Source organism: Mucilaginibacter endophyticus (assembly GCF_003351025.1).
Taxonomy (GTDB): domain Bacteria; phylum Bacteroidota; class Bacteroidia; order Sphingobacteriales; family Sphingobacteriaceae; genus Mucilaginibacter; species Mucilaginibacter endophyticus.
The window spans coordinates 1,044,911-1,070,976 of sequence record NZ_QPCG01000002.1 but is presented as its reverse complement, the minus strand read 5'-3'; the positions used below and the strand labels follow the sequence as shown (position 1 = coordinate 1,070,976).

Below are 26,066 nucleotides of genomic sequence, written 5' to 3'. Positions count from 1 at the left end.
TTATTTTCTAAATTTAAAGTTAACATTAATACCAAATGTGCGGGTGGCCGGTAAGCTGGTACCTTCAATGCCTGCATAGTTGATATTGTTTGAGAAGCCTGATTCAGGATCGATGTTATCAGAATGTTTCATGATAGTCCAAAGGTTACGACCAACCAACGATACGTTGATAGCGTTAAACGGCGAACCGTTTAGTATGCTGCTGGTAAAGGTATAACCAAAAGTTACCTGACGTAATTTGATAAAGTCGCCGTTCAACACGTTAATCGCCGAAACGTTATATAAACCTTTTTGGTAGTAATCTTGTGCGTCAACACTTGTAGTATTCGGAGTACCCGCCTCAGTAACACCCTTGCCAACTACACCACCTTCACGGCCAACAAGCGTTAATTTATTTAAACCGCGGAATACACTGTAGGCATTGGTTGCAGACAGTATCTTGTTGCCGAAACGGTAGTCAACAAGGAATGAAAGGTTAAAGTGTTTGTAGCTGAAATCGTTGTTTAAACCACCATAGATTTTTGGCACAGTTGAACCCATTGGGATACGGGCCGTAGTTTCAGGATAACCGTTGGCATCAAAAATAATGTTGCCAGATCCATCACGTTTGTAATCGTTTGCCATAATTTGCGGACCAGGTAAGCCTACAACATAAGCAAGGTTGGCGTTTAATGGCCTGTAAGTACCTAAAGTTTGTGTAGTACCAAAATCATCTGTTTTTAACACTTTATTTTTAACATAAGTGAAGTTAACTGACGGGGTCCATTGGAAAGTTGAGGTTTGTACCGGTGTACCTTTGATCTCAACCTCAACACCACGGTTTTGGAATGATTGTGTACCTATAAGGCGGGTGTTGAAGCCTGAAGCATTATCAAGTGCACTACGAAGTAACTCGTTGTGCGTTTTGCGGCTAAAGTAGTCAACATCAGCACTTAAGCGACCGTTAAAGAACTTTAACTCAGTACCAATTTCCAACTCATCAAGCGTATATGGTTTTAAGTTAAGGTTGTAAAGGTCGCCAGAGTAGTTACCAATTGTAATACCGTTTATCTGGTTACCTAAGTTATAGTAAGCTGAAGTACTGTAGGCTTTATCCGGCTCGCCGCTGGTTTTAGCATACGATACGCGTAGTTTACCAAAATCAAGCGACGGCATTTTTAGCATATCTGCAAAAAGGAAACTTGCAGAAACCGATGGCGTAAAGATACCTATGTTGCTTGCAGGCAGTTTTGAATAAGCATCGTACCTTCCTGTTGTGCTCAAAGTCAGGAAGTTTTTGATGTTGAAATCAGCTGTATAATATGCTGAATGAACTTCTGATTTGTTGAACTGATAATTCGGAGTGCTTTTAACGCTAACGTTCGAGAAACTGTAGAAGAAAGGCAGTGTAAACGGTCCGCCGCTAAGGCTTGTGTACTCGTATTGATTCTTGCGGATGTTGGCACCAGCAGTAAAATCAAAAGCTAACAGATCTTTAACGATATCGTGTTTTACGCCAATCAAACCGTCGGCATTTAACTCGTAGCTTTGCGCTGTTGATTGTTCATCCAAACCACCCATTAAGCCAGTGTAATAAGCTGTACCGGTAGGGGTTACTTTAAAGCGGCTATCGTTAATGTTGTCATAACCTAAACGTGCTTGTGCATAAATCCAATCGGTAAAATTGTATCGTGCGGTTAATGCCGAAATTAAGCGCTTACGGCCTGTATTGTTAATGAACTTGTTGGCCGCAAAGTAAGGGTTGGTTACATACGGGTCATCAGTCCAGGTTTGCTCATAGCCGTTAGCAGCTGTGCCTGGGCTTAATATAGATTGATTGATGTTTGGAGCCAGGAACCAGATGTTGTTAGGGTTACCCGGACCATCGCTCAAGCTTGGTCTGTTTTTTGAGTTTTCGATCAAATAATTGGCAACTACAGCAATGTTCAGCTTTGGCGTAACATTTTGGTTTACGTTCAAGTTGAAGGTTTTTCTGTCTAAATTACTGTTGCGTACAATTGAACCTGCATTCAGATCAGAAACTGATAAACGGAAAGCACCGTTTTCACCACCGCCATCAAATGATACCGTGTTGGTATAAGTATTGCCCGTACGATAAAAGTTTTGAAGGTTATTGGTACCTGCAGCAGAGTATGGATAAGATTTACCGTCAAACTGTATAGTTGAAGATCCATCCAATTTTGAACCCCAGGCTAAACGGGTTGATTGCTGAGCACCATCTACAGAAGCTGGTTTTACACCATGTTGTCCCTGTCCATAAGTAGTTTGGAAATCAGTAGTGTTGTTAACTTTATCAGCCTGGTAGTTTGTATTGAACTCAACGCCAAAGCCTGAATTCTTTTTACCACCTTTAGTAGTGATTAAAATTACACCGTTTGATGCGCGGCTACCGTAAAGAGCAGAAGCCGATTGGCCTTTCAATACAGTTATTGTTTCAACGTCATCAGGGTTGATGTTGCTGATACCGTCACCATAATCAGCACCGCCCCATTCGCCGGATGAACCACGCTGGGTATTATCCATTGGCACACCGTTAATTACAAATAGCGGTGAACTTGCAGTACCGCTGGTAACACCACGTAACAAAATACGGGCAGATGAACCAGGGCCGCCACTAACACCTGAAATGCTCACACCGGCAACACGGCCTTCTAATGAATAAGCAACGTTGGTTTCTTTTGCTTTATCAAGCAGGTCGCCTTTAACGGTTGTTACGGCATAACCTAATTTTTTTTCTTCTTTTTTAATACCTAAGGCTGTTACCACAACCTCGTTAAGGGCTGTGTTAGAGCTTAATGTAATAGTTATTGTTGATTTACCTCCCACTGCTACATCTTTAGTAGCATAGCCAATATAGCTTACGGTTAAAACGGCATTGGGTTGTACGTCAAGTGTAAAGTTACCATTAGCATCGGTTTGAGTACCTGTAGTGGTGCCTTTGATCCTGATACTTACGCCTACAAGAGCTTCGCCTTTTTCGTCAACTACCTTACCGGTAAGCTTAGCGAAGTTTAAATTAAAGTTATAGTTTGATTTGGTATTTGCTTTTGGCATTTCTGCAGCCGAAGCCTGCATGTTCAAGAGCACCATACCTGCAAGGGCAAACTTACACAGGTTGAGGGATTGTGATACCCATGGCCTGTGTACACCCACCGGGTGTTTGAAAAATTTCATATTTTATTGAATTTAAAGGGAGTTAATAGCGAAGCGCCCTGGAAAGCACTGCGCAGTTATAAACATTCAAAATTTTTTTCGGGGCAGTAAATTCCCTCCGGGTAATTATTGCCTTTAGTGGGGAGAGTAAGCTTTTTTTACATAGGCATCAGTTTTCCTGGGTTTATTAATAATGTCATATAGTTTGGTTAATGATCACCGTGCCAAAAGAAAAAAAGTTCCTTTGTAGGGAGCACAAGGGTGATTTAAAGTGAGGACAATTAAATTTTAGCGATTGCCTACAAACCCGTAAAAAATATTTTACAATTATTAATTACCAGTATTTTAAACTGCTGCGAGAAGTAATAAGAAGAAAATGAGCTTTAATATTGCCCTGTGCCCGACATAATCATAGATGCAAGCTGGTCATCACGGTCATAAATATCTTTACGGAAATTAAGAAGATTACTCCTATCGGTAAAGGCGGTGAAATACGCTATAAACACAGGCATTTTTTGTTTGAGTGTAACCTGCTGTTCTTTACCGAGATGCATGGCTTTATTAATGCGCGACGCAGTCCAGGTACTATCGTATTTTAAGAGAAATGATGCGAGTTTGGCCGGTTCGCCTACACGGATACAGCCATGACTGAATGCTCGTGATGATTCGCCAAATAAGGAGCGTGAAGGCGTATCATGTAAATAAATGCTATAGCTGTTAGGGAACAGGAATTTAACCAGTCCTAATGAATTGGAAGGTCCCGGTTTTTGTTTGATAGCTGGAAGTCCGTTTTCTTTACCGGTAATAACCATATTATGCTCACTCAGATAATTACGGTTACTTTTTATAGCCGGAAGTACTTCGTTACGTACAATGCTTTCGGGCACATTCCAATAAGGGCTGAATACCACATATTGCATCTCGCCATAAAAAATCACTGTTTGATGTACCTTTTGGCCAACAACTACCTTACAACTCCATAAAAGGCTGTCGCCCCGGTAAACGTGCAGCTTAAACTCGGGGATATTAACCGCAAGATATTCGCTGTTTAAATTAACCGGCAGCCAGCGGCAACGCTCCATATTTACAATGATCTGTTTGATCCTTGATTTGAGCGGAACATTCATTTCGGATACTGTCCCGGGCCCTGGTAAGCCATCGGCGCTAAGGCCGTGCCTTTGTTGAAATTGGGTTATCGCGGTTTTAAGTTCATCATCAAAGATATTGCTGAGCGTATCGCCCTTAAAATCTTCCAGTTTATACAGGCGTGTTTTTATTTGTGAAACTACATCAGACGAGTCACCGGGTTTAAGTTTTTTGCTGATCTTGATTGGTTCCCAGCTTTCATGAGCATCAAGCGCACGGTATTTGGCCAGAAAGTTTTTCAGCAGGTCGTATTGGCGATACACCGGCTCATTTATATTAGTTGATTCTTTTGACGGTTTTTTAAGTAATGTATCCAGGTAATCATCATAAGCTATTTTTTTGCGTGGCAGAAACCAGTTTACCGCGCGACTAACAGAATCGCTCATACCCCGGAAAGCCACTTTTGAAAACGCGAAGTATTGCGCCGTGAGCATTAATTCGGTTCCAACATCGGGCTTTTTAATTTTGGTTTTGGAGTGACTGTCAAATATCAGCGAGTCTAAATCTTTTTGGTAGGGGATACCTTTATATATACCCTCATTTTGTAGGTTCATTAACCTGTCATTCAGGTTACCTGCCTGCTCAATGAGTGTCCCTTTTTCGTACCAGGCATAAGCAAATTTACGCTTGCGGTAAAAATTCCGGAGATCCTGCTCATATGGGGTCAAATCAGGATGTTTTTGCAGAAAGGTAACAATCTGTGCACTGTCAAATACCAACTCTGTTTGATTACTAAAGTTACCCGGAATGGTTTTGGTCCACTCCTTAACCATTTTCTTTTTAAGGGAGTCGGCTTTTGAGGTATGATGTTTTTTGCTGTTGTTTTTACAGTTGGACAGGGTTAAAACGCTTAAAATAAGGAGGATGATATATTGTGGTTTTAGCCTGTTTTGCATAGTTAATTTATTGGTTATACGGAACGCAAATTACAAGGTTTTGTTTTTAATACGCATGAGAGCGGCAAATATCAGCCCGCTAAAAAGGGAGTAAATAATATTTTAAATAAATTCTACTAAGTTTATAGATATTATAGTATATTTGTTGCGTAACATTCAAAAATACATGACGGGCAATAATTTAATCATCGGCAACAAGTATATATTGGCTCAAGATAGGGGCGGGGTGTATATGCCCATGTGTTGCTGTTGTTGAGATTCTCTCCGCGTTACTCAAGCTCATTTTAAAATTACTGACCTCATTATATAATTAATAGAATTTTATGAACCCATCCCGCAACAAACAAATAAGCAATAGTGCTCCGCCGGCCTTGCTGATACGTTACAGGGTAATTTATGGATTATGCCGCTGTTGTTGATTGATTAAAACTCAGCTACAAATACCTTAAAACATTATCCATAACATCATAAAACTATTTAAAATGCAAACTACAAATCACAATAAATATCCTTTTTTCGATCTGCTTGAAGTTGTTGCCGAACCTGATCTTAACTTTCGTAAAATAAAATCTTTACACCCTGTTAAGGCAGGCAATTTTGTGCCGGAATTTAAGCTGAGCAATGATTACAGCCGCTGGCAGCAATTTTACAATGGGGCCGAAACTCACGGGGCTATCTCTCAAAGGAATTTATTGAGCAAACCGCTGGTTATCTCTTTTTTCTCGCGTCATTGGGGGCAGCAAGGTCTGGCGCAGCTTAAGCAATTGAATGCTCTTCAGCATGAAGTTAAGGCAAGCGGGGGCAACCTGCTTATCATCACCGATGGTCAGGCCGAAGAGCTTGAAAAATGGGCCTGGGAGCAAAGTCTAACGCTTAATTTTTATCACGATGCCAATAATGAAATAGCAAAACAATTTAGGGTATATTCTGATGATTACCCTGTATGGGACCGCTTTTCGGGCATTGATGAAAACGCGCCCTTATTGGCTACTTATATTATCGAGCCATCAAAACAGGTTATTTACAGCCACATCGACTGGGATTTCCTGGGAACTTTTTCTGCTGAGGATATTATTAGTGCAGTATATGAATCGGCACTGATCAGCAATAGCCGTAGATCGGCATAAGAAAAATGTATAAAGATCTTATCATAAAAACGGCCAGGCAATTTGCCCGGCCGTTTGCTTTTTAGGGAAAAGGGTGTTTATTTTAGTTCAAGTGTTACTACAGATTTTGCAGGCAGACTTACCACCAGTTTGTCGCCGTCTTTTTTAGCGCCGCTGAAAGTGCTCAGGTGAATCTTGTTAGCATCTTTAAATGTATTCACATCAGTTAAATTAGCCGAAGTTAATACCTGGCCGCTAACAGTTTGCCATTTTACATCGCTAAGGCCGGTTGTAATGGTGATTGTATTGTGAGGATCAAGGTTTACTAATGAGATATGTACTTTGCCTGATGCATCCTGCGAAGCAGACGCGTTTACCGCTTCAATCTTTTTGCCGTCAACTTCATAATCAGGTACACTTAGTTTAATAGGCAGGTATTTGGCATCCTGGTGCACCTTATACATGTCAAACACATGGTAAGTGGGTGTAAGCACCATTTTTTCTTTATCGGTTAATATTAATGCCTGCAATACGTTGATGGTTTGTGCAAGTGCGGCCATTCTAACACGATCGCTGTGATTATTGAATATATTAAGCGTTGTACCGGCTATCAAAGCATCGCGTAAGCTGTTTTGCTGATAAAGAAAGCCCGGATTGGTGCCTGGTTCAGGATCTGTCCAAACACCCCATTCGTCAACAACAAGTGCTACCTTTTTTTCAGGATCGTATTTGTCCATAATGGCCGAGTGCTTGGTAACCAGCTCTTCCATTTTAAGGCAATTAACCATGGTGCCAAAATATTCTTTCTCGTTAAAGTCAGTCGCCGAACCTTTTTTGCCCCAGTTGCCGGTTGGTATAGTATAATAATGTAATGATAAACCCGACATCATCCAGTTGGGGATGTTTTTCATGCATACTTCTGTCCAGTGGTAATCATCGGAGTTTGGTCCGCTGGCTATTTTTTTAAGCCTGGCGCCCGGGTAATCTTTAGCGAATGAGGCATAGCGTTTAAATAAGTCGGTGTAATATTCGGGTGTCATGTTACCACCGCAACCCCAGCTCTCGTTACCTACGCCCCAAAATGTTACTTTATAAGGAGCAGGGTGCCCGTTCTTTTTACGTAACTGTACTACAGTACTGGTACTGTTTGAGTTTAAGTATTCAATCCATTTCGACATTTCATCAACCGTGCCACTGCCTACGTTACCGGCAATGTAAGGCTCACAACCCAATAAATCGCACAATTCAAGGAACTCGTGTGTACCAAAGCTGTTATCCTCGGTAATGCCGCCCCAGTTGGTATTTACCATACGCGGGCGTTCGGCCGCAGGGCCAATACCATCGCGCCAGTGATACTCATCGGCAAAACAGCCACCTGGCCAGCGCAGGTTAGGGATCTTTATCTTTTTGAGGGCATCAACAATATCAAGCCTGATGCGGTCTTGTTTTTTTACGGGCAGGGTTTTATCAACCCAAAAACCGCCGTAAATGCCGTGGCCAAGGTGCTCGGCAAACTGACCGTAAATGTGTTTGCTGATGGTTGTTTTTGAATCGGTACTGATATTAAGTGTACCTGTTTGCCCGTAGGATGCCGAGCTCAATAAAGACAAAGCGATAACGCCGAGTTGTAAAAACGGGTTCTTTTTCATTGAAACTTAGGATTTAACTGATTGTGCAGTAAAGAAAAGAAAAAATTGTTAATAAGTGTTAAAATAACAATAAAAATATCTAAACCATGATTAGCTTGATTTAAGGATTTCTTGAATTATAAGCATGTTGGAAATCAAGCCGGTGGCTAATCTGTCAGATTCGAGTTATCAGGAAATCCTTAAATCAAGCTAATCATTGCTTTTTGTTAAAGACATTCAGTAATAAAGGAACTAACCACTTTCTTTAATTTATAAGTTTGTAGGAAATAGAATAGGTGATTATCCCGCAAGATGAGTATCATCAGGAAATCCTTTAATCAGGCTAATCAAGGTTCTTAATAAACTCTTCAAACCTCTCGCTACTGTAATCCGCGGCACCAGAGTGTTTATAAACAAGCTTGCCGTCTTTATTAAAAACCAATGTAGTAGGGATAGTGCCATCGAGCAATGATTCGGGTACATTGCTGACCTGGTTGTATAAAGGCATATCGTAACCGTTTTTGAGCATAAATGCCTGGGCTTTGGGGAAGTCGTTATCTACATCCACTAACAGGAAGGCTACTTTAGGATCGTTTTTGAATTTTTTATAGAGCTCATTTACCCTGGGCATTTCGGCTATGCAGGGTGGGCACCAGGTAGCCCAGTAATTTATGAATACCACTTTAGATTTTAAGGAGCTTAACGATATAATATTGCCGCTGGCGTCCTTAAACTGTATGTCGGGGACATTGGCAGGCGTTTCGCCACGTTTTGCATAGCCTTCCGGGTCGGGCTGAAAAAGTCCTAACGACATTAGCCCCCTGATCAGGTAACCTTTGGCATTGGGGTTAAAGATCACCAATAGCGCCAGCGCCATGATCAGGATGCTGAAAATGTTTGAAACCGATATCTTTTTTGATGGGATCATAGTATCTAAAAGCTTAGTTGTTTAGGCAAGAGTAATTTAATGCGGCAACCTTTCCCTTAACAGCCCATAAATCCAGGTTCCTAAGATAGCACTCAATAATGTAACCAAAGTAACCAAAAAGCCGCTTCCGATTTGCGCAAACAACGGACCGGGGCATGCGCCGGTAATTGCCCAGCCTAAACCAAATATCAGCCCGCCGTACACGTTGCCCCAGTTAAATTTCTTGTCGGGGATAGCAATGGCCTCGCCGGAAATGGTTTTGATATTGAAGCGTTTAATAATGATGACAGAAATTATCCCAACAATAATAGCGCTACCTATAATGCCGTACATATGAAATGATTGCAGCCTGAACATCTCCTGGATCCTGAACCAGGAAATCACTTCTGATTTTACCAGTACTATGCCAAAAAGCAGGCCCGCAAAAAGGTATTTGATGTTACGCATATTATAGGTGTAAAAGGTAAGGTAAAATAAACCAGGTCATAATAAAACCACCCGCCATAAAGCAGCAGGTAGCCACCAGCGATGGCCATTGCAGGTTTGAAATACCCATAATAGCATGACCCGACGTGCAGCCACCGGCGTAACGGGTACCGAAGCCAACCAAAAATCCGCCTATCACCATAAAAACAAAACCTCTTAAAGTAAGCAGTTCATCGAAACTGAAAATATCCTTCGGCAGTAAACCGTTAAAATCCTTAACACCCTGTTGCTGCAATAGCGCATGCGTTTGCGGATTGATTTTAACCTGGTGATTGGCAGATAGAAATTGTGCCGCAATGAAGCCTCCTAAAACAATACCGGCAACAAAAAACAAGTTCCAGCTTTCTTTTTTCCAGTCGTACTTAAAAAAAGAAATATTAGCCGGAATGCAGGCCGCACAGATGTGCCTTAATGAAGAGGATATTCCAAAAGTTTTATTGCCGATGATGAGCAGGGCAGGTACAACAAGGCCAATCAGCGGTCCGGCCACGTACCATGGCCAGGGTTGGGTTATCAGATCCATAATTTACAGATTACTTATCCTGCAAATATAGCTGATGTAAATTGGCAAAATATTAATTGCGTCCCGGTGTAATTGTGATTTATACAATTTTACATTTTATTTGTTTTAACAATATTGTTACATATATTTACTGTTGATTATATACCCGAACAATAATTTCTTTTGGTGAAAAAGCTTATAGCGATACTGTTATTAAATGTGCATCTGTTCAATTTGGGCGGATACAATTTGGTATTTCAGTATTTTATTCATCGATCTGAAGTGCAAATTGTAAAAGAGATTTATGAAAACAAGGTTGATGCTACCAAGCTTGTTGAGATCAAGATTCCGGTACATCTTCCCAAGATCCACAGCTGGAATGGTTATGTGCATGACCAGGGACAACTCCAGTTAAAAGGTGTTTATTACAACTACCTGCGTTATAAGGTTACGCAGGATACTATGTCATTTATTTGTATAGCCAACAGCGTTAAAACCCGTTTGGTTAATGCAAACCTCATTATTGCCAAAGAAATAAGTGACGTGCCCCTGAGCAAAAAAGGTGCGCATGATTCATCACAAAAGAAAATAAACGCTGGCGGCGAGTACAGCTTCCAGGTTATGCACTATCAATTTTTATCCTATGGAAGGATGTTAAAGGTAAAACCACGCCCTATAGCCTACCATGTAAATTCACCCTTCATCGAGTCACCCGGCAAACCGCCTAACTCTGCCTGCTGATTATTGCCTGTAAATTATGAGTTAAATTGATTTGTGTACCTGTGTTTTAAGGATACAAACCGTTTTTTATCATTCAGCTGTTTTAACCGGCGCATCGCCATGCATGGCCGATTGCTGTTGTAACAGTTCCATTTTTACGGCTTTGATCATGTTCCTTAATGCTGATGTATTGTCAATTACTTGGTAATCAAGATTGATAGCACCTAACCGGCTTGTTCAACCATTTTACAATTAGTTATTACCCTTATTATTTAAACGTAATGAAATTTATGTCGCTGTATTTTTACAGATGTTTTATTGTAGTATGTTTTTTATTAGCTGTAACACAATGTGCCAAAGCTCAAACCGACGCTGACGCGTTGATGATCCCTAAAAATTATTTTTGTGCTGCCGCAGTATACACCCATGGGAGTTGGGACCATTACTGGGAAGGCACATTTAAAAGGGATAATCAAAACTTAGGCACCGTGAGCACCAATGTTTACAGCCTGGGCGGTAACTATGGTCTTTCAAATCGGATAAACCTTTTGTTTATGGTTCCGTATATAACCACAAACGCTTCTGCAGGTACTTTACGTGGCGAAAAGTCGTTTCAAGACCTTTCGGTTTCATTTAAATGGATGGCAGTAAAAGAGGAGATAGGCCGTGGCTTATTCAGTGTTCATGCTATTGCTACAGGCGTTTTGCCATTGGCTAATTATCAGGCTGATTTTTTACCGCTGTCTGTAGGCTTGCACAGCAAAAGCGTTGCTTTGCGCGCCTTGCTTAACTATCAAACAGGCAGGTTTTTCGTAGCCGGTTCCGGACAGTACATCCGCCGCGACAATATTACTATCGACAGAACTTCATATTACACTACCGAGATGCATTACACCAATGAAGTGCAGTTACCAAATGCTACCAACTTTATGTTTAGCAGCGGCTACCGCAGTCTTAAGTTTAATGCCGAGGCTACATTTACCAAAATTACAAGCACAAGTGGCTTTGATATCCGTAAAAACGATATGCCCTTTCCAAGTAACCGCATGAATAGCTCTGCTGTTGGGTTAATACTTAAGTATAGCCTCCAGTCGGTAAGCGGACTTGAATTTACCGCGGGCGGCAACTATGTTTTGGATGGACGTAACGTAGGGCAAACCCGTTCGGGCTATGCCGGTGTGTATTACGTGTTTAGTACAAAAAAGGAGAAGTAATAAGAGGTTGAACAATCAATGATCAATGAAATGAAAAAAACTATACTTAATATATTTACAATCACGGCACTGGCAGCGGTAACTTTTAGCTCATGCCGAAAGGATATTTTAGACCGCACTGCATTATACCCCGCGCTTAAGCCCTCAAATCTGGATCTTACCGCCGATACCTGGAACCCGGTGTTACTAAAAGATTTTAGTACTTTAACCGTGGCTACGCCGGATGCATTAACATCGCCTGCTTATGTGGCCGATTTGAATGAGATCAAGGCATTGCAGAAAAACCTGAGCAGTGATCAACAGGCAAAAATACAATACTGGAGTGCCGGCTCGGTATTAAGATGGAACGAAATTTTGCGCGAATTGGTAGCTAAACATAACGTACCGCCATACCAAAACCCTGACGGTACTTATCCGGCGCCAAACTCGGCAAATCCATTTAATTATCCTGAGTTTCCATTCTCAAACCCGCCTTATGCAGCACGTGCTTATGCTTATGTAAGCGCAGCGCAGTATGATGCTTTGGTTGCAGCATGGCACTTCAAAAACGTTTACAAACGTACCGCCCCTTATAAAAATGATTCAGGCGTTAAAGCGCTGATTCCGGCTTCTGAACTGCCTTCATATCCATGTGAAGATGCTGTTATATCAGGTGCTACATCTGAGATCATGAAACTGCTTTTCCCAACCGAGATCGCTTACATACAAAGCAAAGTTGATGAAGAAAGGCTGTACAGGATCTCTTCAGGTGCTAATACCCGAGGCGAGTTTACCGCTGGCGAATCATTAGGCAGACAGGTGGCAGCAGTATTTGCTACCCGTGCACGTAACGACCGTGCAGGCAAAGCTATTGGTACACCAGATATCTGGAAGAACTTTGAAACAGTTACAGCAGCAAAAGGCGAACAATTTTGGGTGAGCCTGGAAACCCCCAAAAGGCCGCCGATGTTGCCGTTGTTTTCCAAAGTTCTTCCTTTCCTGTTTGATACGCTTACTGTAGTTGCTATCAGGCCACCGGCTCCGTATGCAACAAACTCACCTGAGTTTAAAAAGGAAACAGAAGAGGTGCTTTCATTTAGTAAAGACCACAGCCGCGATCATGAAGAACTGGTTGCTTTTTGGGCTGATGGTGTTGGAACTTATACACCAACCGGACACTGGAATGCCATTGCTGCAGATGAATTTGTGAAACAAAACTACAGCGAAGTGCGCTGGGCACGTAACTTTGCCTTGTTGAATATGGCCGAGATGGATGCCGCTATCGTATGCTGGGATACTAAATATTTTTATTTTAACCAGCGCCCGTCGCAAGCTAATCCTAATATTAAAACCTTAACGGGCGTGCCAAACTTCCCTGCCTATACATCAGGGCACTCTAACTTTAGTGGTGCGGCTTCAACTGTGTTAACCTATTTATTGCCTGATAGGGGTAGCAAGTTTACCGATATGGCACACGCGGCTGCTATGTCAAGGTTATATGGTGGTATCCACTACCGCAGTGATTGCGAGGTTGGTTTAACAACCGGAAATAAAGTTGGCCAATACGCGGTTAACAGGGGTAAGGCAGATGGTGCCGACGCAAAATAAAAGGATGTTGAATTGAGGACGAATAAACAATGCGCAGCTTAACAAACGATCAAAAAATATATTACACACTTCGCCTGGCGGTTGCCATGTGCTTTATCGGACATGGGGCTTTTGGAATAATCACTAAACAGATCTGGTGTAACTATTTCGGCGTATTTGGGATAGGTAAAGAGATGGCCTATACCCTGATGCCCTATGTAGGAACTGTTGATATATTGATGGGCATATCTATGCTGGTTTATCCTACCCGTGCTATAGCCGCATGGCTGGTAGTTTGGGGATTGGCCACAGCGTCAATGCGTCCTTTATCGGGAGAACCTTTTGCCGAGTTTATTGAACGCGCCGGCAACTACGGAGCACCATTTGTATTGCTGTTGTTGCAGGGCGGGTTCAAAATCGGGAAAAAGCAATGGTTTGCCCATATGGATGATCATGTAAGCATCAATGCTGATACTTTAGCAAAAGTTATCACCAGTTTAAGGGTATTTGCCTTTATGCTGCTGATAGGTCATGGCTGGCTTAACCTGATTCAGAAACAGGGTTTGCTGAACCAATACCATGCACTTGGTTTTGCCGATCCGGCTAAAACGGCACAGGTGGTTGGCTTGTTTGAGGTGTTGGCCGCTGCAATGGTGCTTATTCGTCCTTTTAAAAATATCCTACTCGTTTTTATCATATGGAAAATATCCAGCGAGCTCTTCTATCCCAAATACGAAATGTTTGAGTGGATAGAGCGCGGCGGGAGCTATGGTGTGCTGCTGGCTTTGTGGTTTGCGGTTAAAAAAGCACCGGCTGGATATATACTTTGGCCTTTTAAACAAACATCACATTTAAAAGCTAGCTAAGTCAACAAAACATATCAAATTCTTAAGGCGCAGGGTGAAAAATTACCCTGCCTTGTAAATCTATTATCTGAACAATCGCAAATGCATACTGATACTGCTCTAACTCTATGAAAAAATTTATACTGAAACTTACTTACGTTACTACGATCATCATATTTGCAGCCTTTGCAAAAGTAAATGCGCAAGGCTGCGTTGCTATCCGGAGCACGGGCGGCTTATGTACCATGGATGAGCATCCGGATAGTATTACCAGCAGCGGCAGCTGGCTATTGAACAGTAATAACCGCTACTTCCGCTCATATAAACATTTTGTTGGTACCAAAGAGCAAAAACAACGTATTGAACAGGGAACAAATGTTATCAATCATTCTTATACCCAGGATTTAACCCTGACACGCATTTTTAATAACCGCTGGTCGTTTGCGGTGGATTTGCCTATACTGGACAACAGCCGCTCATCATTGTATGAGCATGGTGGTAAAGAGCGCCTGCAAACACACTCATTTGGTTTGGGCGATGTGCGTTTAACTGCTTATGCATGGTTGTTAAACCCGGCAAAAGCCCGTCGCGGTAACATTCAGGTTGGTTTAGGGCTAAAGCTGCCAACCGGAAACTACAATTACCAGGATTATTTTTACCACACAGCGGCCAACGATGGTAAAACGCTTGGCCCTGTTGATCAGTCTATCCAGTTGGGTGATGGTGGTACAGGTATCACTACCGAGATCAATACATACTACAATTTTACGCAGCGTTTTGGCTTATACGGCGGTTTTTACTATTTGATTAGCCCAAGGGAGCAAAACGGTGTATCATCGGCCCGCGGCAGTGTACCAAGTGCTAAAGCCGTTGCTAACGGAAGCGATGTAATGAGCGTGCCGGATCAGGTAATGATCCGCGGAGGCGCCAGCTATGGTATCAGCAAATTTGATTTTTCGGCAGGGGTACGTTATGAGTGTTTGCCGGTTCATGACCTTGTGGGCGGGAGCAATGGGTTCCGCAGGCCGGGATATATCATTTCGGCCGAGCCCGGTGTTACTTACCGTGTTAAATCATTTTCAATTTATGCCTTTGTACCTGTAGCGTTAAAACGCGACCGTACGCAAAGTGTACCGGATAAAATTTCGACCAGTTTAACCGGTGTTTATACCCAGGGCGACGCCGCATTTGCGGATTATGCCATTAACGTAGGAGTAACTTTTAGAATTAAATAGTGAATTGGTTTTGTTTAAGCCGGGGGTGAGATCTCCGGCTTTATTTAACCTTCGTTTACAAATTGCAATTACATATAAACAATATATTATGAAACATACTTTACAAATTCTTTTTTGCACAGCTATATGTGGCCTGTTTACCTATACCAGCGCCCATGCCCAGGGTTGCGTTGCTATAAAAGGTGATGGTCCCTTTACCAATATGGAGCACACTACTCAGGATACCTCATACAAAGGCTGGGAACTTACCGCTTCATGGCGTTATTTTAAATCTTTTCGCCACTTTAAGGGTACCGATGAGCAAAAGCAACGTCAGGTTATAGGTAACGAGGTAATCAATCATCAGCATACCATCGATATCAACCTTACCCGTAACTTTAACCAATACTGGTCGGTTTCGGTAGGTATACCTTACCTGGTAAACACCCGTTCGTCATTATATGAGCATGGCGGTAAAGAGCGTCATAAATCATATTCTGATGGTATTGGCGATTCCAGGATCATTGTTAACCGCTGGTTGTTCGATAGTCGTAAAACCAACGGTAATATCCAGGTTGGTTTAGGTATTAAGCTTCCTACAGGCGATTTTAACTACAAATCACATTTTTACAATGTTATTCCGTCTGAGCGCCCTGTTGATCAGTCAATCCAGTTAGGCGATGGTGGTTTGGGTATCATTGCTGAGGCAAACGGCTATTTAGGTTTTGGCAGCGGATTTAGTGGCTACAGTAATTTGTACTACATGAGCAACCCGCGCAATATGAATGGCACACGCACTTACCGCGAAACATTAAGCGCAACGCTGGCTAATGAAGCTATTTCAAGCGTACCGGATCAGTACCTGGCACGTGTGGGTGTTAACTACACTATCGCTCATGTATTTACTATTTCGGCAGGTGGCCGGATTGAAGGTATCCCGGTTCATGATTTGATTGGCAAAAGTGATGGCTTCCGTCGCCCGGGGTATATTATTTCTGCCGAGCCTTCACTGAGCTACGCGTTTAAAAGGGTGAATATTTTCGCCAGCGTACCAATCGCGCTAAAACGCGACCGCACACAGAGCGTTACTGACAAGGAGAACTCGATAGCTACCGGTACTTATGTTATCGGCGACGCGGCATTTGCCGATTATGCTATCAATTTTGGTGTGTCGTTTAAATTTTGAGATTATATATTCTACTTAGTTGATTTTGGATAAAGCCGGGAGTGAGATCCCCGGCTTTTTTGTTTTTTATGATACTTTTTTATTTAAAAACAATAGTTTTATGCCCATGAACACTCCCGAAGAAAACTTTGCAGCGCTGGGTTTAAACCTGCCGCCTGCACCAAAGCCACTTGGCGTTTATAAACCATGTTTAGTTGATGGCAAATACCTTTACCTGTCTGGCCACGGCCCTGTGCAGGACGATGCCTCATTGATTATCGGTCGCGTTGGTGATACCGTGAGCCAGGAAGATGGCAAGCTTGCTGCACAGCAGGTTGGTTTAACCATGTTGGCTACCATCAAAGCCAACATCGGCAGTTTTAATAAAATAAAGCGTGTTATCAAAGTGTTGGGTATGGTTAACTGTACTCCCGAATTTGAAAAGCATCCTTTTATCATTAACGGCGCCAGCGAACTTTTTGCCAAAATCTGGGGCGAAGAGAATGGTATCGGCGTACGCAGCGCGGTAGGCATGGGATCATTACCTGATAATATCCCTGTTGAGATTGAAGCGCTGTTTGAATTGGAATAAATAATTCGATACGATTTTGTAGAGATGCATATTTGCTTCTCTACAAAATTTGTCTGGCTTACGATTTACTACTTAATACTTCCGACTTAAAACCATGACCCCTAACTGGTATACTATACAGGATATTGATAAGCTGGATACCCCGGCACTGGTTGTTTATCCCGATAGGGTTAAAACAAATATAACCACACTGACGGGTATGATTGATGATGTTGCCCGTTTGCGACCGCATGTTAAAACCTATAAAAATGCCGAGGTTACCGGGTTGCTGTTAAACGCCGGTATCCGCAAGTTTAAATGTGCCACTATTGCCGAGGCCGAGTTATTGGCCATGAGCAATGCTCCTGATGTTTTGCTGGCTTACCAGCCCGAAGGGCCAAAACTGCACCGTTTTATCCGGTTGATTCACGCTTACCCACAAACTCATTTTTCTTGTTTAGTTGATAATTCATCATCGGCTAAGGAGATTTCCGACGCGGCGGTTAGGTTTAAAACTAATATCGATGTATACCTGGACATGAACGTGGGCATGAACCGCACCGGTATAGTTCCTGGCTTTGAAGCCTTACAGCTTTATATGGATTGCGGAGTATTGCCAGGAATTAACCCTGTGGGTTTGCATGCTTATGATGGCCATATTCATGATGTGGATTTACAGAAACGGGCGGATAGGTGCAACTTCGCGTTTGATCCTGTGCTTAAATTACAGCAAACCATAAAAAGCAAGGGTTACCCTGAGCCGGTTATAGTTGCGGGTGGATCACCTACTTTTCCTATCCATGCCAAACGAAAATATGTTGAATGCAGCCCTGGCACATTTGTTTACTGGGACAAAGGGTACCAACTGGAAATGCCCGAGCAGGATTTTTTACCTGCCGCGCTGGTTGTTACAAGGGTGATTTCGTTACCCAGCCCAGGCAAGCTTTGTTTGGATGTTGGACATAAGTCGATATCTGCCGAGAACGAATTGAGCAAACGCATTTACTTTTTAAACGCGCCTGCGCTTTACCCTGTAAGTCAAAGCGAAGAGCATTTGGTAGTTGAAGCCGGCGCCAATCATCAATACAAGGTGGGCGATGTACTTTATGGCATTCCGCACCATGTTTGCCCTACCGTTGCACTTTATGAGCGCGTTTATACTATTGAGAACGAAAATATTAGCGGCGAGTGGCTGAATAAAGCCCGCGACCGCAAGATCACCATTTAAATCTCCCCCGAAACCATGTTTGTTATAGATGCCCATTTGGATTTAAGCATGAACGCCCTGGAGTGGAACCGCGACCTTACGCGCCCGCTTGCTGAGGTAAATCAACGCGAAGAAGGCTTAACCGATAAGCCAGATCGTGCCAAAGCTGTTGTTACACTGCCCGAATTACGCAAAGGCAATATCGGCCTGGTAGTAGCCACACAAATAGGGCGTTATGTAGCTCCTGATAATCCTTTGCCGGGCTGGCATTCGCCTGAGCAGGCCTGGGCACAAACCCAGGGGCAGGTAGCCTGGTACAAAGCCATGGAAGATGCCGGGGAAATGGTACAGGTGAACGATCTTGAGTCCCTTGAAAAGCACCTGGCGCTTTGGGGCGATGGCTCACCAACTGAAAAGAAACCTGTGGGCTATATTTTAAGTTTGGAAGGGGCCGATTCGATTGTGACAGTTAAACACCTGGAACGGGCTTATAACTACGGTCTAAGGGCTGTAGGTCCGGCGCATTATGGCCCAGGCAGGTATGCACAAGGTACAGATGCTACCGGCTACATGGGGCCAAAAGGGCATGAGTTATTAAAGGAAATGGAGCGCCTGAATATTATTTTGGATGCCACCCATTTATGTGACGACAGTTTTTGGGAGGCACTTGACCATTTTAACGGTCATGTTTGGGCAAGTCATAATAACTGTCGTGCATTGGTAAATCATAACCGCCAGTTTAGCGACGAAATGATTAAAGTGTTGATTGATCGCGGAGCCGTGATTGGCGCGGCGCTTGATGCATGGATGATGGTACCCGGTTGGGTGAGGGGAGTGTCCACACCTAAAGGCATGAACTGCAATATGGAGGTGATGGTTGATCATATTGATCATATTTGCCAGGTAGCCGGCAACGCCCTGCACGTAGGCATGGGTACCGACCTTGACGGAGCCTTTGGTCGCGAGCAATGCCCTTATGATCTGGAAACCATTGCCGATCTGCAAAAAGTGCCTGATCTGCTAAAAAAACGCGGTTATACTGATGAGGATATTCAAAATATGATGCACGGTAACTGGCTGCGTTTCCTAAGAAAAGCCTGGGCTTGATCAGTTGGCAGTTCTTAGTTTGCGGTGGGCAGTAATATATACGATACTCTGGTCGAAGTTTAGCGTTAGCGTAACTTCGTCCTAATACCATGGAAGCATCCTGCTTCCGTGGTAACAATCTGAGCCTTTATTCCTCTTATTCTTCATAATACAGTAAAACAAATCGCGCGTTACTGTATTTTTACCCAACTAAGCATACTTTGCAAAACACATGCTTTAAATTAGGCGTTGTGCCTAACACTACCCGTATGAATGCAGAACAATCAAGGCTAAAGGACACAGGCTGGAAAAAATGGGGACCCTACGTAAGTGATCGCCAATGGGGAACCGTACGCGAGGATTATAGCGCCAATGGTGATGCCTGGAACTATATCACCCATGATATGGCCCGCAGTAAAGCTTACCGCTGGGGCGAGGAGGGAATAGCTGGGATCTGCGACAGGCAACAATACCTTTGCTTCGCTATAGCGCTTTGGAATAAAAAAGACCCAATCATTAAAGAACGGTACTTTGGTTTAAGTAACCCGGAAGGCAATCATGGTGAGGATGTAAAGGAAATGTATTATTATCTGGATAGTACGCCTACGCACTCGTACATGAAAACCTTGTACAAATACCCGCAAAATGAGTTCCCGTACAGCTGGCTGGTGGATGAAAACAAGCGTCGCGGCCGTCAGAACCCGGAGTTTGAGATCATGGACACCGGTATATTTGACCATAACGAATACTTTGACGTTTTTACCGAATATGCCAAAAACGCGCAGGAAGATATCCTCATTAAAATAACCATTTATAACCGGAGTGATCAAGATGCACCGCTGAACGTGATGCCTACCTTGTGGTTTCGCAATACCTGGGGATGGGGGTATGATTCGCGGAAGCCAGATCTTGTGGGTTCATCTGATAAGGTGATCAGTGTTTTTCATAAAGACCTTGGCCAGATGTGGTTACACACCGAAGGTGATGGCCGGCTTTTGTTTTGTGATAATGAAACCAATTCGCGCAGGCTTTATAATTATGATGATGGCCGTAGATATTATAAGGATGGTATAAACGATTATATTGTTCACGGTGCCGATACGGTCAATCCCAAAAACATGGGTACCAAGGCAGCGGTAAACTATGATCTGAATATCCCTGCTGGTAAAAGTGTAAGCCTTCGTCTTCGTTTGTCTGAAGATGCTAATTATAGCTTCGAGGATTTTGACGAAATTTTTGATGTACGCAAAACGGAAGCCGATCAATTTTACAATGATGTTCACGGCGCTACCATGAACCCAGATCGTAGGCTGATCCAACGGCAGGCTTTCTCCGGAATGTTGTGGAACAAGCAATTTTTTTATACCGATGTACGCCATTGGCTAAGTGGTGATAAGGGGATGCCGCGCCCGCCTGCTCAACGATTAAATGCCCGTAACAGCAAATGGACCCATCTTAATACAAGGGATATTGTTTCGATGCCCGATAAATGGGAATACCCTTGGTTTGCCGCCTGGGACCTTGCCTTTCATTGCCTGCCGCTGGCAACCATTGATATGGCTTTTGCTAAAAATCAGTTGATCTTACTCACGCGCGATTGGTATATGCACCCTAATGGCCAGTTGCCGGCCTATGAATGGGACTTTGGCGATGTGAACCCTCCCGTACATGCCATGGCTGTATGGAATGTTTATAAAACGGATAAAGAAAATAACAACGGCAAAGGCGATACCTATTTCCTGGAACGTGTTTTTCATAAACTGATGCTCAATTTTACCTGGTGGGTTAACCGTAAGGACCAATCAGGTAATAATATATTTGAAGGCGGCTTCCTTGGGATGGATAACATTGGTGTTTTTGACCGTAATATGCATTTGCCTTCGGGGCAACACCTGGAACAAGCCGATGGCACCAGCTGGATGGCCATGTATTCGCTTAACTTGCTGCGCATTGCTACCGAGCTTACCGAAAACGATAACGCTTATGCCGATATCGCTTCCAAGTTTTTTGAGCACTTCATTTATATCGTTGGGGCGATGTCAAACCTGGGCGAGAATAACGAAGGGCTATGGGATGATGAAGATGGCTTTTTTTACGATCAGATCCGTTTTCCGGATGATGGCTCGGTAAAAATGCGGGTTCGGAGCATAGTTGGCTTGATCCCACTGTTTGCTACCGAAGTATTGGACGAAAAGGATATCATGGAGAGCCCGGTATTTAAAGACCGTATGAAATGGTTTGCCGAGAACCGGCCCGATCTCGCGTCGCTGGTTTCACGCTGGAACGAGAAAGGGACCGATGGTAAACACCTGATTAGTTTGTTGCGTGGTTACAGGATGAAATCGCTGCTGAGGTATATGCTTGATGAGAATGAGTTTTTGAGCGATTACGGCATTCGTTCATTGTCCAAATATCACCAGAAACATCCTTATCATGTTTCCGTAAATGGGGTTGAGTTTGGCATATCGTATGTGCCCGGAGAGAGTGATAGTGGCCTTTTTGGCGGCAACAGCAATTGGCGTGGACCTATCTGGATGCCTATTAATTACCTCATTATTGATAGTCTGCACCGTTTCTATATGTTTTATGGCGATGAGTTTAAAATAGAATGTCCAACAGGATCCGGGAATTTTATGAACCTGAAAGAAGTGGCAAATGAACTTTATGCCCGCGTTTCTAAACTGTTTATGAAAAACGAAAACGGTGAGCGACCGGTTTACGGTAAAAATCAGAAGCTGCAGAATGATCCGCATTTTAAAGATCATATCCTGTTTTACGAGTTTTTTGACGGTGATACCGGTCTGGGTTTAGGCGCTGCCCACCAGACCGGCTGGACAGGTTTGATTGCTAATTGTTTGTACCTGGAGTAAAGATATTGCTCTTGTATACGTCATATTGACTTTGAAATATTGATACGAAATAACCTAAATTTATGGGGATAAAATGAAAGCGATGGCAGACGGCCCGGAAACATTGCCGCAAAAGGCTGCGGAGATAGCAGATATAGATTTAGGCATTGAAACCCTGCTAAAGGTTACAGCCAGTACCGATCAACGCCTGAGCGATATGGCCGACAACAAGGCCCAGATCCTGATCACCGTTAATTCTATCATTATTTCGGCCATTATCAGTTTGGTTCTGCGGAAATTGAAAGATAACTCTTTCCTGGTATTGCCGTCGTATCTGCTGCTTACGGTTAGTTTGGCTACTATGATCCTCGCTATTTTGTCTACCCGGCCATCTATACCAAGGGGGAAGTTCAGTACCAAAGATATTGATGACAAAAAAGCCAATCTGCTGTTTTTTGGCAATTTTTACCGGATGAAGCTTGATGACTTTGCAGCCGGTATGAAGAATGTACTCCATGATAAAGAATATCTATACGATAGCCTGATCAAAGATATTCATACCCAAGGTGTGGTGCTGGGCCGTAAATACCGCTTGCTCAGGGCCGCCTATAATGTTTTCATGTTCGGGCTTATTATAGCCATTATTACTTTCATTATATCATCAATGGTACACAACAGCCTGCCCGAGATTGTTTGATTTAGGATACGCAAAACTGTTATTTAAACCCATTTCTGCGTTAGGGATAGAAGCGTAAAACCCGCAGCGTGCGTTGGGTTTGTGCACTGGTAAAGTGAGGACTTGCAGCGAATAGCCCGGGCCGGAGGCAACGCCCGTGTATATAATTGTAATAAAGGTTATATTCTTAGCAATCTATCTGTGTTGTGTACCTCTGGCACACGAAAAATCTGTCATATCTTAATGCTACAAACCTTTGGCACCTCTGGTGCTAACTACTAATTTACCAACCATAACATATGTGCCGAAAATCAGCTATTGTAGTTTGGATGCAATATAACGACGTGAATTTATTCATTACCGACCTTAAGCTTTCGTCATTCTGCTTTTAGCTTTTATAATAAATTATTGTGTAAAAAAGACACAATAAAATTTCTTTGCTCATTTTTAATTAATTAGCTTTACTGTACCAGTTAATTATTAACCAGTATCAAAGCATGAATTACAGCAGAAGAAATTTTATTAAAGGCACCGGTGCGTTGGTGCTTGGCGGCATGGCCTTATCGGGTAAAGCGGCAAGTTTGTTAAGTAATATGGAGCACCATCCCGTAGGATTACAGCTATTTACCTTTTTCGGCATTATTGATGAAGATGTTAAGGGCACGCTAAACAAAATTGCGGCTATAGGCTATAAAGAATTGGAATCGGCCTTTAGTAAAAAAGGTGGCTATTACGGTATGAAACCTAAAGAGTTTAAAGCTACGGCGAACGATTTAGGGATGAATTGGGTTTCGCATCACGTGTTGGGTGCGCCGTTTAAGCTGCCTCCGGGAGCAAAAATGCCTGTTGGTGCCGACGGCAAACCGATGGTGCTGCCACCTGTGTTGAACCTGCGTGATAATATGCAACAGGTAGTGGACGAAGTTGCGGAAGGTGGCGTTAAATACCTGGTTTGCGCCAATTCGCCAACGGCTACGCTTGATGAAATAAAATCAACTATTGAGGTACTGAACAAAACAGGAGAAGCGGCTAAAAAAGCTGGTATCCAGTTTGCCTATCATAACCATGATATGGAGTTTCATGCTGTTGATGGTAAGGTACCATATGACCTGCTTTTGAGTGAAACCGACGCGAATAATGTAAAAATGGAGCTTGATTTGGCCTGGGCTGTTAAGGCAGGTAAGAATCCGGTAGAGATGTTTAAACAACATCCGGGCCGTTTCCCACTTTGGCATGTGAAGGATCTGGATGCCGCCAGGCAAAATATACAACCTGTAGGTGGCGGCACCATTGATTTTAAACCAATTTTCGCGGCGGCAAAATCAGCAGGGATGAAACACTTTTTTGTAGAGCATGATATGCCTAAAGATGCTTTTGCCAGTATAACTGCCAGTATGGGCTATTTGAAGGATAAGCTGATGGTATAAATGAATTGGTGTATTTGAATTAGCTAACTATTGATTGTTTTTATATTAGAACGGCAGCCGGTAAACGAGATTTATCGGCTGTTTTTATTATGTGAGGATGTTTATGATTTGTGTTTTTGTGCTGTTTTTGATTTTTGAATTATTTGTGATGAGATATTGTTATAAATTACTGTGTTTTATGAAAAAGAACTGCTTAACAATTCCATAACGTACCGTAATTTTGATTTAACCTGCCATATGAGTAATTTAAGGCAATAAATTATTGTTTATAGCGGCGGTGTATGGCGGAAACTTCTACAGAACATTTAAAAAGGGTTTTAAAACCTATCCATTTATGGGCCATTGCCGTAGGTTTGGTTATCTCGGGCGAATATTTTGGTTGGAATTTAGGATGGGCCGTATCGGGTACAATAGGCCTGTTGATAGCCACGCTGGTTATCACATTGATGTACATCACATTTATTTTTAGTTACACCGAACTCACTGCCTCTATTCCTCACGCCGGCGGTGCTTTTGCGTATGCATACAGGGCAATGGGGCCATTTGGAAGCCTAATTGCCGGTTACGCTACCCTTGTTGATTTCCTGGTTGCTACGCCCGCAGTAGCGGTTTCTTTAGGAAGCTATCTTCATTTTTTATACCCGGCCATTCCCATAACTGAGGCCGCCATGGGGTTTAATGTGTTTTTCATTCTTTTGAATATGCTGGGGGTAAAGGAATCGGCGACCTTTTCTGTGTTCATCACCATACTTGCCGTAGTGGAGCTGGCACTTTACCTGGGCATTGTTTCGCCTCATTTTAAAATGGATAATTACCTTACTAACCCTATGCCTTTTGGCTGGGCGGGCGTATTTGCTGCGCTGCCCTTTGCTGTCTGGTTTTATTTGGCCATTGAGGGTGTTGCCATGGTTGCCGAAGAAGTTGAAAACCCTAAAAGGAACATTCCACGTGGATATATTTCGGCTATAATAACCCTTGTAGTATTGGCCTTAGGTGTAATGATTATTACCGGCGGACTTACCGATTGGCGCAAACTAAGTCATTTAGATTATCCGCTACCCGAAGCCATCGGCATAGTATTGGGAAAGGGTAACGGCTTAACCAAAATATTTGCCAGCATAGGTTTGTTTGGCCTGATAGCTTCGCTGCACGGGATCATCCTTGCGTCGTCAAGGCAGGTTTTCGCGATGGCACGCAGCGGTTATTTGCCGCGTATGCTGTCAGATATTAACCACAGGTTCCAAACCCCGCATTGGGCGCTTGTAGTGAGTGGATTAGTAAGCTCTATCTTTATTTATAAATTTAAAACAGATCAGATCATCATGTTGTCGGTACTTGGCGCGGTAGTGATGTACATTATGAGCATGCTGAGCCTGTTTATACTGCGCAAAAAGGAGCCCCGTTTAAGCAGGCCATTTTTGGCCCCTGCATACCCGGTTTTTCCGGCAATTGCATTAGTAATTTGTGTGGGTTGTTTGATAGCAACCATATACTTCAACCCTGATATGAGCCTCATTTTTGCAGGTGGGCTGGCAATTGTGCTGTTGATTTTTATAGCGATGGGCAAACATAAAGTTGCACTAACCGAAGATATGATGAGTGCACCAATAGAAGAAGTCATTAATCATTAAGTCATTTGCTTATCCGCTTTGTGAATAATGACCGACGACTAATTATATAA

The 26,066-nt window shown here is 42.9% G+C and carries 20 protein-coding genes; 14 read left to right on the top strand and 6 right to left on the bottom strand.

Annotated features, from left to right (window positions below; translation table 11 throughout):
• Positions 1-3,174, bottom strand: coding sequence for a SusC/RagA family TonB-linked outer membrane protein (locus tag DUL71_RS11900; protein ID WP_208645527.1), 3,174 nt, complete (start codon positions 3,172-3,174; stop codon positions 1-3).
• Between the two features lie 362 nt (positions 3,175-3,536).
• A complete protein-coding gene (locus tag DUL71_RS11895; protein ID WP_114938274.1) occupies positions 3,537-5,195 on the bottom strand; it encodes a L,D-transpeptidase family protein in 1,659 nt (552 codons plus the stop codon).
• A 482-nt stretch (positions 5,196-5,677) separates the two neighbouring features.
• Here DUL71_RS11895 and DUL71_RS11890 point away from each other — a divergent pair, with 482 nt between their 5' ends.
• The gene (locus DUL71_RS11890) at positions 5,678-6,322 is read left to right on the top strand and encodes a redoxin domain-containing protein (RefSeq protein WP_114938273.1); all 645 of its coding nucleotides are present in this window, start codon (positions 5,678-5,680) and stop codon (positions 6,320-6,322) included.
• Between the two features lie 77 nt (positions 6,323-6,399).
• Here the strand turns inward: DUL71_RS11890 and DUL71_RS11885 are convergent, their stop codons facing one another.
• From DUL71_RS11885 to DUL71_RS11870, 4 genes are all read right to left on the bottom strand, one after another.
• Positions 6,400-7,950 (bottom strand): alpha-N-arabinofuranosidase, encoded by a 1,551-nt coding sequence (locus DUL71_RS11885; protein ID WP_114938272.1) that lies wholly within the window; start codon positions 7,948-7,950, stop codon positions 6,400-6,402.
• Positions 7,951-8,272: 322 nt separating this feature from the next.
• Complete coding sequence (locus DUL71_RS11880) at positions 8,273-8,857, bottom strand: TlpA family protein disulfide reductase (RefSeq protein WP_114938271.1); 585 nt, start codon at positions 8,855-8,857, stop codon at positions 8,273-8,275.
• Positions 8,858-8,893: 36 nt separating this feature from the next.
• The gene (locus tag DUL71_RS11875) at positions 8,894-9,304 is read right to left on the bottom strand and encodes a DUF6691 family protein (protein WP_114938270.1); all 411 of its coding nucleotides are present in this window, start codon (positions 9,302-9,304) and stop codon (positions 8,894-8,896) included.
• Position 9,305: 1 nt separating this feature from the next.
• Complete coding sequence (locus tag DUL71_RS11870) at positions 9,306-9,866, bottom strand: YeeE/YedE family protein (protein WP_244228739.1); 561 nt, start codon at positions 9,864-9,866, stop codon at positions 9,306-9,308.
• A 165-nt stretch (positions 9,867-10,031) separates the two neighbouring features.
• Between DUL71_RS11870 and DUL71_RS11865 the strand changes: the two genes are divergently transcribed.
• The 13 genes from DUL71_RS11865 to eat all read left to right on the top strand — a co-directional run bounded on the left by DUL71_RS11865 (position 10,032) and on the right by eat (position 26,016).
• Positions 10,032-10,586, top strand: a complete 555-nt coding sequence (locus tag DUL71_RS11865) for a hypothetical protein (RefSeq protein ID WP_114938268.1) — start codon at positions 10,032-10,034, stop codon at positions 10,584-10,586.
• A 269-nt stretch (positions 10,587-10,855) separates the two neighbouring features.
• Positions 10,856-11,779 (top strand): hypothetical protein, encoded by a 924-nt coding sequence (locus DUL71_RS11860; RefSeq protein ID WP_154402366.1) that lies wholly within the window; start codon positions 10,856-10,858, stop codon positions 11,777-11,779.
• Positions 11,780-11,809: 30 nt separating this feature from the next.
• Positions 11,810-13,366: a vanadium-dependent haloperoxidase gene (locus DUL71_RS11855; RefSeq protein ID WP_114938547.1), complete on the top strand. Its 1,557-nt coding sequence runs from the start codon at positions 11,810-11,812 to the stop codon at positions 13,364-13,366.
• A 29-nt stretch (positions 13,367-13,395) separates the two neighbouring features.
• On the top strand, positions 13,396-14,211 hold the full coding sequence (locus DUL71_RS11850; RefSeq protein ID WP_114938266.1) for a hypothetical protein: 816 nt from the start codon (positions 13,396-13,398) through the stop codon (positions 14,209-14,211).
• A 107-nt stretch (positions 14,212-14,318) separates the two neighbouring features.
• Positions 14,319-15,425 carry a hypothetical protein gene (locus DUL71_RS11845; protein ID WP_208645526.1) on the top strand — a complete coding sequence of 369 codons (1,107 nt, stop codon included), beginning with the start codon at positions 14,319-14,321 and terminating at the stop codon, positions 15,423-15,425.
• Positions 15,426-15,513: 88 nt separating this feature from the next.
• Positions 15,514-16,590, top strand: coding sequence for a hypothetical protein (locus DUL71_RS11840; RefSeq protein WP_114938265.1), 1,077 nt, complete (start codon positions 15,514-15,516; stop codon positions 16,588-16,590).
• Between the two features lie 106 nt (positions 16,591-16,696).
• Positions 16,697-17,161: a RidA family protein gene (locus tag DUL71_RS11835; protein WP_112572265.1), complete on the top strand. Its 465-nt coding sequence runs from the start codon at positions 16,697-16,699 to the stop codon at positions 17,159-17,161.
• Between the two features lie 94 nt (positions 17,162-17,255).
• A complete protein-coding gene (locus tag DUL71_RS11830; protein WP_114938264.1) occupies positions 17,256-18,368 on the top strand; it encodes a D-TA family PLP-dependent enzyme in 1,113 nt (370 codons plus the stop codon).
• A gap of 15 nt (positions 18,369-18,383) precedes the next feature.
• On the top strand, positions 18,384-19,454 hold the full coding sequence (locus DUL71_RS11825; protein ID WP_114938263.1) for a dipeptidase: 1,071 nt from the start codon (positions 18,384-18,386) through the stop codon (positions 19,452-19,454).
• A gap of 248 nt (positions 19,455-19,702) precedes the next feature.
• Positions 19,703-22,303: an MGH1-like glycoside hydrolase domain-containing protein gene (locus DUL71_RS11820; RefSeq protein ID WP_114938262.1), complete on the top strand. Its 2,601-nt coding sequence runs from the start codon at positions 19,703-19,705 to the stop codon at positions 22,301-22,303.
• Positions 22,304-22,376: 73 nt separating this feature from the next.
• Positions 22,377-22,979 carry a Pycsar system effector family protein gene (locus DUL71_RS11815; RefSeq protein WP_114938261.1) on the top strand — a complete coding sequence of 201 codons (603 nt, stop codon included), beginning with the start codon at positions 22,377-22,379 and terminating at the stop codon, positions 22,977-22,979.
• Between the two features lie 476 nt (positions 22,980-23,455).
• Positions 23,456-24,385 carry a sugar phosphate isomerase/epimerase family protein gene (locus DUL71_RS11810; RefSeq protein WP_112571752.1) on the top strand — a complete coding sequence of 310 codons (930 nt, stop codon included), beginning with the start codon at positions 23,456-23,458 and terminating at the stop codon, positions 24,383-24,385.
• A 281-nt stretch (positions 24,386-24,666) separates the two neighbouring features.
• A complete protein-coding gene (gene eat / locus DUL71_RS11805; RefSeq protein WP_114938260.1) occupies positions 24,667-26,016 on the top strand; it encodes an ethanolamine permease in 1,350 nt (449 codons plus the stop codon).
• The last annotated feature ends 50 nt before the right edge of the window (positions 26,017-26,066 follow it).